At 44.2% G+C, this 12,684-nt stretch carries 10 protein-coding genes; 5 read left to right on the top strand and 5 right to left on the bottom strand.

Annotation, left to right across the window (positions count from 1 at the left end; all coding sequences use genetic code 11):
* The first annotated feature begins 153 nt into the window (after positions 1 to 153).
* The 4 genes from AC3WQH_RS11450 to AC3WQH_RS11435 all read left to right on the top strand — a co-directional run bounded on the left by AC3WQH_RS11450 (position 154) and on the right by AC3WQH_RS11435 (position 7,069).
* On the top strand, positions 154 to 2,694 hold the full coding sequence (locus tag AC3WQH_RS11450) for a DEAD/DEAH box helicase (protein WP_238504430.1): 2,541 nt from the start codon (positions 154 to 156) through the stop codon (positions 2,692 to 2,694).
* 39 nt (positions 2,695 to 2,733) lie between these two features.
* Positions 2,734 to 3,270, top strand: a complete 537-nt coding sequence (locus tag AC3WQH_RS11445) for an HD domain-containing protein (protein WP_023554869.1) — start codon at positions 2,734 to 2,736, stop codon at positions 3,268 to 3,270.
* A gap of 152 nt (positions 3,271 to 3,422) precedes the next feature.
* Complete coding sequence (locus tag AC3WQH_RS11440) at positions 3,423 to 5,783, top strand: DUF8426 domain-containing protein (protein WP_492332041.1); 2,361 nt, start codon at positions 3,423 to 3,425, stop codon at positions 5,781 to 5,783.
* The gene (locus AC3WQH_RS11435) at positions 5,783 to 7,069 is read left to right on the top strand and encodes an McrC family protein (protein WP_023554867.1); all 1,287 of its coding nucleotides are present in this window, start codon (positions 5,783 to 5,785) and stop codon (positions 7,067 to 7,069) included. Before AC3WQH_RS11440 ends, AC3WQH_RS11435 begins: the two co-directional genes overlap by 1 nt.
* Before the next feature lie 364 nt (positions 7,070 to 7,433).
* On the opposite strand, the gene AC3WQH_RS11430 is transcribed toward AC3WQH_RS11435, so the two are convergent.
* The 5 genes from AC3WQH_RS11430 to AC3WQH_RS11410 form a co-directional block, all read right to left on the bottom strand.
* Entirely contained in the window at positions 7,434 to 8,375 is a 942-nt protein-coding gene (locus AC3WQH_RS11430; protein WP_036715667.1) for a tyrosine-type recombinase/integrase, read from the bottom strand.
* Positions 8,372 to 9,046, bottom strand: a complete 675-nt coding sequence (locus AC3WQH_RS11425) for a tyrosine-type recombinase/integrase (protein ID WP_492332040.1) — start codon at positions 9,044 to 9,046, stop codon at positions 8,372 to 8,374. Before AC3WQH_RS11425 ends, AC3WQH_RS11430 begins: the two co-directional genes overlap by 4 nt.
* 179 nt (positions 9,047 to 9,225) lie before the next feature.
* A protein-coding gene (locus AC3WQH_RS11420) for an IS3 family transposase (RefSeq protein WP_423236789.1) occupies positions 9,226 to 10,369 on the bottom strand; the annotation gives its coding sequence in 2 pieces (ribosomal slippage) (positions 9,226 to 10,099 and positions 10,098 to 10,369; 1,146 coding nt in all).
* Positions 10,370 to 10,405: 36 nt separating this feature from the next.
* Positions 10,406 to 10,903: a hypothetical protein gene (locus tag AC3WQH_RS11415; RefSeq protein WP_492332039.1), complete on the bottom strand. Its 498-nt coding sequence runs from the start codon at positions 10,901 to 10,903 to the stop codon at positions 10,406 to 10,408.
* A 10-nt stretch (positions 10,904 to 10,913) separates the two neighbouring features.
* Positions 10,914 to 12,431: a tyrosine-type recombinase/integrase gene (locus tag AC3WQH_RS11410; RefSeq protein ID WP_197186783.1), complete on the bottom strand. Its 1,518-nt coding sequence runs from the start codon at positions 12,429 to 12,431 to the stop codon at positions 10,914 to 10,916.
* A 75-nt stretch (positions 12,432 to 12,506) separates the two neighbouring features.
* Here AC3WQH_RS11410 and AC3WQH_RS11405 point away from each other — a divergent pair, with 75 nt between their 5' ends.
* Entirely contained in the window at positions 12,507 to 12,680 is a 174-nt protein-coding gene (locus AC3WQH_RS11405; RefSeq protein WP_197186782.1) for a hypothetical protein, read from the top strand.
* Positions 12,681 to 12,684: the final 4 nt, after the last annotated feature.

The following is a 12,684-nucleotide window of genomic DNA, read 5'->3' as shown; positions in this document are numbered from 1 at the left end:
GCGGATCCAAAGGGCTATTACCGTAAGATCCATCAACGGGCAAACGGGATTCGAGTTTCAGAATGGCGCTCCCTTGAACCCGATACGGAGTCCTATATAAACAAACCATCCGGCGTTTATTGTTCACATGATAGACATTCAATCTTGGACGACATGCTGACACCGGAAGAAATGGAATTGCTCACAGACCGAAGACTTCCTGTTCAACATGTATTCGATAGTGAAAAACTCGTCCAGAATTTGCTCGAACTCGGAACTCGTATTCGAAGTGACGTCCACGTGCATCAAATTGACGCCAACCAAGGCGCTTATGCTGACCAAATCCTTATGCCCAGTTGGCTGCAGCGGAAGCTTCATTCTCTGGGGATTAATAAACTGTATGAGCATCAAGGGGAAGCTATACAGAACATCCGTGAAGGCAGAAATGTCGTTCTCTGCACGAAAACCGCATCTGGAAAATCATTGGCGTACAATGTTCCCATCATCGAAAAATTGGTTGCTGATCCGAATGCCTGTGCGCTTTATTTGGCCCCGTTCAAGGCATTAGTCGAGGACCAGTACGCTCACTTGAAAAAATGGGCTGATGATGTAGAAGAGCAGGGGAATCAAATCTCGCTTAATGGATTTTCTCGATTCTCTGTTAATGGACAGCAATTATCCGTTGGGGTTCTCCACGGGCAACGTAACGTTCCAGAGCATATGAGAAAAGATCAGGCATCTAGCTTCGTGTTCTCTGAGGGGCGCTATTGGCTGACCAACGTACACTATCTGCATTTAATTCTTCAAGGTGCAGGTTCGCCTAAGGGAAAAGGCCCTGGGCTGTTGCGCTTTCTGCAAAATCTTCGGTTTGTCGTTATTGATGAGCTTCATCAATACTCAGGCTTGTTAGGTTCAAAGGTTTCTTTGGTCCTTCGCAGATTAAGAATGTTATGTGACAGGTTGGGAAATAAAAACGTCCAGTTTATTGCCTGCTCGGCTACAATTGCTAATCCAAAGTATCTAGCTGAAGAATTAACAGGAATGCGTGGAATGAAAGGATTTCATGAAATATCGGGAGTACAAGCGCCAGTAAAGAAGAAAGCGATTTTGATGTGGAATCCGGGCTTATCAGACGATGAGCAAAAGAAAAGGGCCGTTGTTTCCGATCTCTATGAGATTCTGCGCACGATCTACAAGGATGGAAGATGGCCGAGAAGTATCATTTTCACAAGCAACCGCCAGCAAGCCCAGCTTTTAAGTCGTGAAATAAACATGATACTGCGCAGCCACCTTCATGATCATGGCGGGCTTTCGGCAGACGACCCACATGAATTTTTTCTGCCGTACCATGCATACCTCACGCAAGAAGTTAAAGAACGAACCATACAAAAACTTGAGCAAGGCGAGATCCTTGGAGTGGTCACTACTAGCGCCCTAGAGGTCGGGATTGATGTGAAGTGTCTGGATGTATGTATCTTACTCGGATACCCTGGCTCCCAGGCTTCCTTTTGGCAGCAGGCTGGACGAGTGGGACGCAGTAGAGACGGTGTGGTGATTATGATGCTTCAGGAAGAGCCATTGCAGCAATACTTTGCCCGCAATCCTGAAGAATTCTTTAAGCTCCCGCCTGAATCAGCAGCGATTAATACAACGAATCCCAAGCTATTAAAGGAGCATCTCGCATACGCAGCTCACGAACTGGGAGGAACGTTGACCAATGCTATGAATTATGTTCGCTCTTCGGCGCTTCGCAAGGTGGTTGCGGAAGCAAGCGACCAGTGGCAGCAGATCGAAGGAAAACTCCTCTATCATGGTGAAACGCCAAGATATCAAACTTTGTTTACAATGGGGGCTACTTATACGGTTGTAACCAAGAACGGCTGGAATGAGGACATCTTGTTTCAAAGTGTAGATGAGCGTTCCTTAATAAGAGATTATCACGTGGATGCAGTATTTCTGGGACCTGACAATCGTACCTTCTATAAGGTCAAGTGGGTCAACGGTAAGCAACGCAAAGTGGTTGTGGAGCCGGTAAGAACGGATTATCATACCCGCGGAATTGTTCGCGATAGCATTGAAATCCATGACATAACCAATCCACTGAGAAGTGACGCGGCGATCAAATCCAATCTTGGAAACATCATCGTAAAACGAAGCACATTTGGCTACAAAAAAATCTACAATCACGGCGCAACGCCTCCCGAAACCGTGCAATTGACAAACACATATCCTGTCAGTTTCCAAACCGAGGCGTTTTGGCTGATGTGGGATCACCAAGGAAGGGATGAACTTAAAGGTCTGCTCAATGATGTACTGGATCGCGATACCATTGACTTGGAGACCATGGCTGAGGGAAGCCTTCATGCGGTTGAACATGCCATAGCTTCGGCGATACCGGCCGTTGTAAGGTGCAGTATGGCTGATTTTCAGCACACCTCTTTTTATTCTGGCTCAGCATTGTTTGGAATGCCCGGAATGTTCTTCTACGACAGCCAAGCAGGAGGCGGTTCAGGTATAGTCGAGGTCGTTGCGGAAAAATTCGAGGTTCTCTTGGAGAAAGCCCAACAGATCATTAGCAGCTGTGGTTGTTCGGACGGCTGCCCATCCTGCATTCAGCTGTTTCATTGTGAGAAGCAGAATGAGCCGCTGCATAAGGCTGGGGCTTTGCTGGTTCTTAATCACCTGCAAAAATATCCGGTTTGCAACCATTCATGAGAAACTGATCTTTGAAATTGAAGGGAGGAAACCGTGTCCATGACTTTAATCGATAAGGCAATTGAGTTTGCTGCCGTTGCACATCGGGAACAGCGCCGAAAAGGCACAGAGATACCATACATTAGTCATCCTTATGCTGTGGGCATGATTTTGCAGCGGGCAGGTTGTTCGGAGGAAGTTGTCGCGGCTGGAATTTTGCATGACACGTTGGAAGATACCGATACAACGGAGGAGGATTTACTGGCCTTCTTCGGTCCTAAAGTATTGGAAATCGTAAAAGGCTGCTCAGAACCGGACAAAGGTGCATCATGGGAGGAAAGAAAGCAGCATACGCTCGATGAACTTAAACATGCAACCGTTGCTATTCGGCAGACGTCCTGTGCAGACAAACTACACAATATTCGTTCGATTAAGAGGGACTTGAAGCAGTACGGTGAGGAGGCATGGTCTCGTTTCAAACGAGGACGTGATAGTCAGGAATGGTACTATAAGGGGCTGGTGGAAAGCCTCGGGTACAAATCACGGTTTAAGTTGCTTGAAGAGTCCCGAAATATGAGGCAGACTTCGATCGTCTAGCTAACTATTTGGTGGAACGCGGGATCGAGTTTCAGTCGAATAGTGAAGGGCCAATCATCCTGATCGGCTTCTGCACAGCGCTGATGCAGCTATTGAACTTATATCCGCATGAGATTTATCATCATTTCAATAAATGAAATCGAGGAGATCCAATGAGCAAAGTATATTTCGGAAAGTTTGACAGTAAGAGACCGCATCAAATCCAGGAGAAATATTACGCTGCGGGAGCCAAAGGGAGTTCCTGGTACGGGGGGATTGAACCTGGGGATTATGTCTTTGTAGTGACCAATGCCAAAGTAATTGCGTTATGGAAAGTGAGGGAGTATGGGCAAAAAGTAAATCCTATTAATCCGTCAGATACGGGTGTTGTTTTATTCGACGAAATCAAGAGGCTCTCGAATCCTGTACCTGTCGTGCAATTTATTAAAAGTCCATATTTTAATTTGGACCTAAACCTGCTTAATAAAATTAACAAAGCTACTCCAGGTCACGGTTTCTTTCCCATTGAGACAACCTCGGCGTTTCCCATGGAAAACTGGGATCAGCTTTCTTTTACATCGGTTCGTCGTTATTACGTCACACTAAGTTCTCAACTCCCGCCAGTTGCAGAAAACGACATCATGGTTGTAATCGACAATCTCGTAACATCAAGAATTGTCGGGATATTGGAATGGAAGAATGGACAATCCCAACCTTATGCCAGTTTGCAGAAACTGTACGAGGACAAAAATTCCGTCAATGAACGGTATACATTGCTACAGTTGCTTGAATTTGCCGAAGAGGAAGCGCCGATTAAACGTAACTATTTGAAAAGCGTCCTGAATGAATTGGAAAAGCAAGGTTATTTTGTAGTGGATAATCCTATTCGCCTTTATGACAACGTCTTGGTTGGCCGCCGCAAGACACCGATCAGCAAACCGAATATGGAAGTTGGAACTGATGGGAAAACGCCAATCACGCATGCGTTAGAATCTTCGGATGTCGAGGACGCGCCGGAATTGTTTGAACAATACCGTGCGTATGCTGAGTTGCTGGATTTCAACCCCAATTTGATTTTATACGGACCGCCGGGAACAGGGAAGACGTTCGCTACGAAGAACATCATTGAAGCGTTTGAGTATACATTCCGTAAACGATATATCCCGTTCGTCCAAGTTGAACGGGAAGAACGGGTACGTTTCATCACTTTCCACCAGTCCTACTCGTATGAGGAATTTATTGAGGGTATTCGCCCCCAATTGGAAGAAGACATGAAGCAAGACGAAGCAGGTGGTGAGATTCGGTACCGCGTGGAGCCTGGCGTTCTGAAAAAGATGGTGGAAGACGCGTCAGCACAAATTATCAAAGCGGAATCTGAGTCCTCCGGTATTTCGGGAGCCGAGTTCATACATTCGGGATCCCGGGTCTGGAAAGTATCGCTCGGCCGCCGCAACAGCGATCACATTTACAACCAATGTAAAGCGGGCAAACAAATAGCGGTCGATTTTCTCGATCACATCGACCTTACAGACAAATCATATGACGAAATTTATTCCTTGCTTGAGAATGAGCGGGATGATGGGGCTCAAAAGCCTACAATGGATGCCAATACGCTAGATACTCTCATTAACCAAATGGAACGAGGTGATATCGTATTTGTCTATGATGGCCCTCGGACGATTCGGGATATTGGTGTGATAACAGGGGATTATGCTTACAGAAAGGGACATGTGGCGCCACATGTCCGGCCGGTTGCGTGGTTGAAAGAATTTACGGACCCCGCGGATATTTACGATATGAACGGCGGAGTAAGTCTTACTCTCAAAACGATTTACGAGCTTCCCCGAATTCAAATGTCCGACGTTCAGAAATTGATCGGTATTTCCAACGATATAAATAAAAAGGTTAAGACACAGCAGCATCAGCAAAAACCATACTATTTGATCATCGATGAAATCAACCGAGGTAACATCTCTAAAATCTTTGGCGAACTGATAACATTGATTGAAAAGGACAAAAGGCAAACGGTCAGCACGATCTTGCCCTATTCCAAAAAGCCTTTCTCGTTGCCTAGGAACCTGTATATTATCGGTACGATGAATACTTCCGATCGATCGATCGCGATGCTGGATACCGCGCTAAGAAGACGGTTCGTATTCGCGGAAATGGAACCAGATTATGCGGTTTTCGAACAAAATACAGCAAAAGTGGGCTCGGTGGAACTTGCAAGTCTTTTGCGCAGCCTTAACGAAAAAATATCGGAGAAGCTGGATCGAGACCATCGGATCGGCCACGCCTATTTGATGGATGTTTTAACGATCGATGATCTTTTTAAGAGCTGGTATTATAAAATTTTGCCATTAATCGCTGAATACTTCTACAACGATGTCGCTGCTATTCAGTCGGTTGTTGGAACCAAGTTCTTCGAGAAATCCGGAAGCATGCGGTTCTTAAGCACGCAGCCTTCCGATAAAGATACGGTTTCCGACTTCGAGAAGGCCTTGTTGACCCTCTATAAAGGAATAGAAGACTGATGCCGAAACTCATCACCGTCTTTGAAGACAGGTATTCGTTGGAACCAATCTCGAATGAACATAGGATGGAATTATCTTCGTTGGAGTCCATTTGGGGAAGGCAAAATATTAGCTTCAGTGTAGATAACCGAGTGCTGCTAAGGAAGTATGTTGGATTTATCGCCACTCCTTCCTTGCAGCTACAGATTCTGCCCAAACTTTATGAAGATGCGGCATCCGCTGAAGACTTCGAAGAGGAAAAACGTTCGTCCGTTCGGATGCTGTTCCGTTTGCTGGCATCTAGCGGGTTCCTTTCAGTCAAAGATATTCCGGAACCTCAACTTATAGCGGCTATGAACGGAGATTTGCTGGAGATTTTCATTCACATTTTCATTAAGAGGTTCTTGGAACTCTTTCAGAAGCAAATTCATCGTCAATATGAAGATTTTGAGGGCAACCTGGCCTTCATTAGAGGAAGGATCCTTTTTCAGCGGCAGTTGCTCAGGAATGGGGGATTTAAGCATAAGCATTATGTTAGTTATCAGGAATTCACGGAAGACAATCTGCTTAACCAAATCATTAAAGCCACAATGATTTCACTTAGAACATTGACGAAAAACGAGGAAAACAAAACTAGTTTGAGCCATGCGCTTTTGCTTTTAGAGGATATTTGTCCCATCCGGCTTACCGAATCGATGTTCCAAAGAGTACGATTCAATCGGTTAAACGAAGACTATCGGCCGGTGTTTGAACTCGCTAAGATGTTTTACCTTAACCGTCAACCTGGGGTCCATGCGGGCGACGAGCGTACCTTTACCTTTTTGATCCCATTGAATCAATTATTTGAGTTCTCGTTATATCAATGGTTGGATAAGGGGTTATCTTCGGATGATTGGGTGGTCCGTTATCAGACGCCACAACGTTACTTGGATGCTGAAAAAGAGGTTTTTCTGCTCAGACCCGATATTACAATCGCATGCAGCCGAGCAGGATCAGACACGCCAATCGAAATGATTGTAGATGCGAAATATAAAAATCCCATTTCTGAAGAGAATACTCGACTTTCGGAGTCGGATGTTTACCAAATGTTGGCCTATGCAGTCCGTTATCAATGCAATCGGTTGTTTCTGGTATACCCAGTTTTCCGTGCGAATAAATATTTCCAGAATCCGCTAGCAACCTATTTGATACATAACGGAAATCAGGAGATCCGGATATCAGCTCTTCATATTGACATTGCTTCCGAAGACCTGGATCAAATACAAAAAGAGTTCATAAAGTTAATATGCCATTTTTTTGAGAGTTAAGAAGGGAGCATGAAATGAAAGTTCCGGAAGAGGCTAGTCCTTATGAGATACGAGAACTAGCCGAGCAACAGTGACCTTTGCTATTATTGATTTCAAAGCACATCCACTATATAATAAATTTGTTCCTTCTATCGCTTCTGTTCCCAACGGAAGCCTAATGAGTGGCCATCCTCTGGCCCAAATCATGTCCTCGCGGGACAGTTGATTGATACCATTTCCTCGAGCCAGGTGCTTTCGGTATCCAATTCCCTTTATGGTGATTAATTACAACACGGGAGTAGTCTGTCCTTGTGTACTATAATTGTTCAAATAATGAACCCGAATGAAGCATTTTTTCTTTGCTTTCTTCGGGTTCTTTTTGTTGTTATTGAAGAAGATCGGAACACGCGTCATTCAGCAGCTTCGCAGCGTCAACTGGAGGAACATATCGCAAAGTTGTTGATAACTGCTTATGGCGTAGTTGTCGTTTTATAGCGATAATGTCAATCCCACTGCTCTGCATCAAGTATGCCGTTGTATGTCGAAAACTATGGGCAGTGACTGTCTTTTGTATGCCGGCCTCTAGGCAAAGATTCTTGATGATTCGGTTTAATGCTGCTTTTGTTAGTGGTCGATTGTTTTCAAAGAAAACCTCGGAATGTCCGGAATTCCGCCATTCTTCTACAACCGGATGATGCAAATAACGCTCCAACTCAACAACGAGGGAATCGGGCATATAAACGACTTCGGAGGAGGTTTTCTGCCCTTTGTTCACCAGAATAACCTTGCGCTCAAAATCAATCTGTTCGTACGATAGCTGTATAATCTCCCTGTTTCGAAGAGCGGTCGTTGACATTAGCAATATGAGGATGTAGAACTTCCGGACAAATGGATCGGCTTTAAGCGCTGCTTGAAATAATCGTTGACATTCACCAATGGAGAGGGAACGATCTATTATTCGGCGTTCATAATACGGATTCGGATAGTTTTTCATGGGGTTATTTTTAATCATCCCAAGACCGTGGAGTAACGTGAAGAAGTGTTTCAGGTAAACAATGTTATTGAAAATGGTATTCTTTGATGCCTGAAAATTTTGCTTCAGGAACTGAATATAACCATCAATGCAATCAGCATCAATAGGTCGATAGGTCTCAGATTCCGTGTCGTAGTAAAATTTGTCGAAATCCAATTCTCCCTCAAAGTCTAAGCTCAGATATTGTTCAAACTTCATGAACTGGCGGCTATATGTGTAAATTGCTGAATCCTTGAGGTGAGTATGCTTCTTCCAGTTGGCATAGTATGTGGAATCCAATAATAAACGGTTCATTTGTTCTCCAGCCTTTCTCTTATTTTCTGAACAACCTCTTGAGCGAATGGGTGTTTGTTTATGGCGTCTCGCAGTTGATCGTCGAAAAGTCTCAAGTACTTCATCGTACTGTCGAGCGATTCATGACCGAGAAGCTTTGCAAGAGTATAGATATCGATTCCCGCTTCAAGGCCTTGAACGGCAAAAGAATGACGAAAAGAGTGAGGACCTAAACGATCTTTGTCTTCCTCTTTTATCGACCGAGACTCGCGAATAATACGTTTCATAAATTGCTGAATGGCTCTAGATGTAATGGGTTTATCCCCGGCAGTGCTTGAGAAGATATAGAGCCTCTGATAATCGGAATCTGGCATCACCTCGCGAGCGCGACTGTATTTTTTCTCTATAAAATCTGTGAGCATCATTAGGGCGAGCTCGTTGATTTTTCGGACTTTCTTGGTATTCTCAGCCCCTTTGGGTGTTACCTTGATTGTTTGAGTATCAGGAGTGATATCACCGATCCTTAGATGGCAGAGCTCGTTTATGCGAATTCCACTCCCAAGGAAAGTCCAGATAATTGCAGTGTAAAGGCTATCGTGGTTACGAGCTTGAGCGATCTGCAAGATTTCCGCGATCTGCACTTTAGTAAAGGCTTTTGGTGCGTCATCGTTTGTAATGCCCCCCTTTGTCAAGACACTTTGAGAACGAAAATAAGTTATGTCCTCCCATCTTTTTGAATGGTGGTACAGTTCCGAAGGCCGCTTGACATGGAGCCTCTGCGGGCATGACTGCTCGCGATCGGGCGATGGCTAGTAAGCTAGCATCGCGAGGCTAACTAGCCTATCATGCCCGCCCCTCCATGTAAAGCTGCCTATGCTACCGATGTTACATGCTCGTAGTAAATCCTGTCTGGTGTTGCATAGTCCAAAGATTGATGAGGACGGTCCGTATTGTAGAACGTGACGTACCGTTTGATGCCTTTCCGTAATTCTCGTGGATTTTCAAATTCATTCAGATAGATACATTCATACTTTAAAGCTCGAAAGAATCGTTCTGTACGACTATTGTCCGTCGCACGTCCCTTGCCATCCATCGATACCTGGATTTCATGTTCTGCCAACAGATTGAGATAATCTGCATTCGTAAAATGGCTGCCTTGATCACTGTTGATGATTTCTGGCTTACAGCGACGAAATGCTCGTTTCAGACAGGTCATGACAAACCCTTTCTCTAGCGTGCTCGACAACTCGTAATCAACCACCTTGCGACTGAACCAGTCTATGATGGTGAACAGGTACATAAATCCTTTCCCCATGCGAAGGTATGTGATATCTACTCCCCAAACGTGATTGGGGCGATGGATGTCCAGTCCCCGTAACAAGTAAGGGCGAACGTACTTTGCATGCAGTCGCTTGCTCAAATTGGGCTGTGGATGGATTCCGTGAATCCCCATGAGTCTCATCAGACGCCGTACACGTTTGCGATTGACGTTGAAACCCATTTCCCGCAGTTTGACGGTGATCCGCCTGTACCCGAAGAAGGGCTTGTCGGTGTAGATGGCATCAATCACGTGCATGATTTGAATGTTTTCAGCGCTCTCCTCCGTTCCTGCGGGCTTGCGGTACACACTTGTACGATTAACACCTAACAAAGAAGCTTGGCGCTTAATGTTAATTGTGGGATGATCGCGCTCAATCATGGCTTGGCGCTCTTTGACGGATTTATTTAAGGCCAGATTTTTTTTTGAGCCAGTCGATCTCCACGGTTAGTTGACCGACCAGCTTTTCCAGATGTTCTTGTTTGCTCTCGTACTCCTTTCTCAGTTTGTCCGCTTCACTGGTTCCCTTCTCGAACACCATCGAGGCTCGCTCAAGAAACTCGGCTTTCCACCGGCTGATCATCACCGGATTCAGCTCATATTTGGCGGCAATTTGATTCACGGTCTGCTCTTCCTGAAGAACCTCAAGCACGACCTTCGTTTTAAATTCTGGGGTATATCGGTTCCGTTTTTCCATGGCTTCATTATAACTTATTTATCACGCTCCCGTGTCTCAGCCTATGGGAGCATTGTAGTTTGACCATCGAACGCGTAGTATAGTCTTCAAGTCCCCGAGATCCTGATGACCAAAGAATATTTTGTATGTGGTCTTTATGAAGGTTCGAAGAAAGGAAGACTTCTTGGCTTTTGTATTAGGATCCTCATTAAGCTTAATATAGTCGGACAAGAATTCGCCGTTTGATACCTTTTCAAACTGCGGATCGTTGCCAAACTTTTCCTTCACATGTTGCTGGAAAAGTTTCATCTCTGACCGATACGTTGTTTGCGTGGTCCGGCTAAGTCCAGAAAACTTGCTGCTTTGATAGAAAGCATCAACGGCTTCGAGAAATGAAACGTTCCGCACTGCCGGGGGCATATTAGGTTTTGGCTGTGTCTGGACAGGCAAGGTTTCCATAACTTGCCGCATTTTCTCTGGACCATAAAGACATAACAGCTGATTCAGTTGTTCTTTAAGTTCGGTATACTTTGTATCGTTGATTACTTTAGGCATGGGAACCTCCTCAGTAATTGATTTTGTTTACAGCACTTGTTAATTGATTGGGGCTCCGGTGGACGTATCGTGCAGTATTTTCTGGCCGATCATGCCTTGCCAAGTACATAAGCAATTGTGACGGGCAATCTGTACGTTCCGACAACCTGCTGATGAAAGTGTGCCTCAGTAAATGGGGCCCCCCTGGATATTTCCATCCCGAGACAAAAGAATAAAGTTTGTACTGTGCCCTTAATTTGCGAATAGTTGATTGGCTGTTGTTTCCAAACTGATGGACATCTTGACCTTTGTTGACAACAAGCTTTTGAAAGTAATTCTGTAGCGGATCAGGTAAGGGTAGAATGGCCGATTTCTCGTTTTTTCCGAAGACAGAGATGGTTCTATTCTCGACATTGATATCCTGATAGCGAATGTTAGCAACTTCATGAATTCGCAAACCGAGACAAAGCATCAACCCAAAGGCTGCCAGTTCCAATGTGGGATGATCAGAATAGAGTTGGATATTATGAAAAAAACACTGGAGTTTAGCATCTGTTGGTAACTCGCGATAATAGTATCTCTCGTACGGGATTCCTGTAACATCCATTGTTATGTCTTTAGCAAGCCAGCCCAATTTATAGAGGTTAGCCAGAAGAAATCGGATATCGTAAAAACAATTGCTAACCGTTTGCTTGGTATATATCCCTTTATTTTCCAAACGGAGTAAATATTGCTTGAATTCGAGTAAATGCTCCTCAGTAACTAATGACAATGGTAATTCGTCGCATGAAGTGCTCTGGAACTGAACGTATGTTTTATTCAACCAGTTTAAAAATAGGGCGTAACTGATTTTATATTTACCGTTAACGCTTTTTTCCTTGACTCCTGAACGGTGTAAATCTTTAATATGCGCAGTGATAGCGGGATGATTTATATCTTGAGTCCTCTTTTTTGTAGAAATACCGTTTGTTGATTTCTTTAATTCGAACCCATTAGAGATTAATTTGCGAGCTATTGCTAGAATCATGTCACGTTGAACGAAATTGTAGGAAGAATGCTCAATGAAATTAATAAGTGCATCTTTATTTGCCAATTCTTTGTTTTGAATGGATCTAGCATCAAGCCCATAACGGGTTTTAAAAAAATCAATGATCTCTAGTGCGTATTCCATCAAAGAAAAGTAGCTGGTGGATTTGATCGACTTTTTATTATCAAGGTAATCCAGTAGCACGGGGGCAAAGATTTTGCCTTGAATCTGGGTTGAAAAGATCCATTCATTTAATGCAAGAGAACCACTTTCTGGTGAACATATCTCGACGTCCTCTTCAGGCCAACGAAATGCATACATTGTATTCAAGAACAACAGCACCTTCTCCCAACTTAAGCTCTTGATATCATGATTGCCATTTGGGGCGGTTTGTAAACATTCTTGCGAAGTAGAGTTCTCATAAGAAGCATTCTCTGAAGTAGTTTTCGCATTTTGCTTCCAATGACATGAATTCATGAATCCCAAAATATCGATATCTCTAATATTCTGAACGTTATCCATCTACATCTCTCCCTCAGATTCTGTTTCATCGACCGTTCAGACCGCAGTTTTTGCTTAGAAAGGAGGTGGGGCCCGATGGTCCACATCATTGATGTAAAGGTATCATTTGCTTTGACTTCTGTCCCGGTTGCTCCACATTTGGAGCAAAAACACGTTGATTTTCGGGTTGTGCAAGGATTTTGGTCGAAAGAAACAAGAATCTGCTCCATTTGTGGAGAGTTGATGATGGATGCATTGATACGGGATTAAGATG

This window comes from Brevibacillus sp. FW301-21C12A, from assembly GCF_058788915.1.
The sequence above is the reverse complement of the archived record's forward strand: the minus strand, read 5'-3'. Positions and strand labels throughout refer to the sequence as shown.

What these genes read in the sequence shown, in the direction of transcription:
- AC3WQH_RS11435 (WP_023554867.1), top strand. Translation starts at nt 5,783, where the DNA reads ATGCCGAAACTCATCACCGTCTTTGAAGACAGGTATTCGTTGGAACCA.
- AC3WQH_RS11405 (WP_197186782.1), top strand. Translation starts at nt 12,507, where the DNA reads ATGGTCCACATCATTGATGTAAAGGTATCATTTGCTTTGACTTCTGTC.
- AC3WQH_RS11410 (WP_197186783.1), bottom strand. Translation starts at nt 12,431, where the DNA reads ATGGATAACGTTCAGAATATTAGAGATATCGATATTTTGGGATTCATG.
- AC3WQH_RS11430 (WP_036715667.1), bottom strand. Translation starts at nt 8,375, where the DNA reads ATGAACCGTTTATTATTGGATTCCACATACTATGCCAACTGGAAGAAG.
- AC3WQH_RS11440 (WP_492332041.1), top strand. Translation starts at nt 3,423, where the DNA reads ATGAGCAAAGTATATTTCGGAAAGTTTGACAGTAAGAGACCGCATCAA.
- AC3WQH_RS11445 (WP_023554869.1), top strand. Translation starts at nt 2,734, where the DNA reads ATGACTTTAATCGATAAGGCAATTGAGTTTGCTGCCGTTGCACATCGG.
- AC3WQH_RS11450 (WP_238504430.1), top strand. Translation starts at nt 154, where the DNA reads ATGCTGACACCGGAAGAAATGGAATTGCTCACAGACCGAAGACTTCCT.
- AC3WQH_RS11415 (WP_492332039.1), bottom strand. Translation starts at nt 10,903, where the DNA reads ATGCCTAAAGTAATCAACGATACAAAGTATACCGAACTTAAAGAACAA.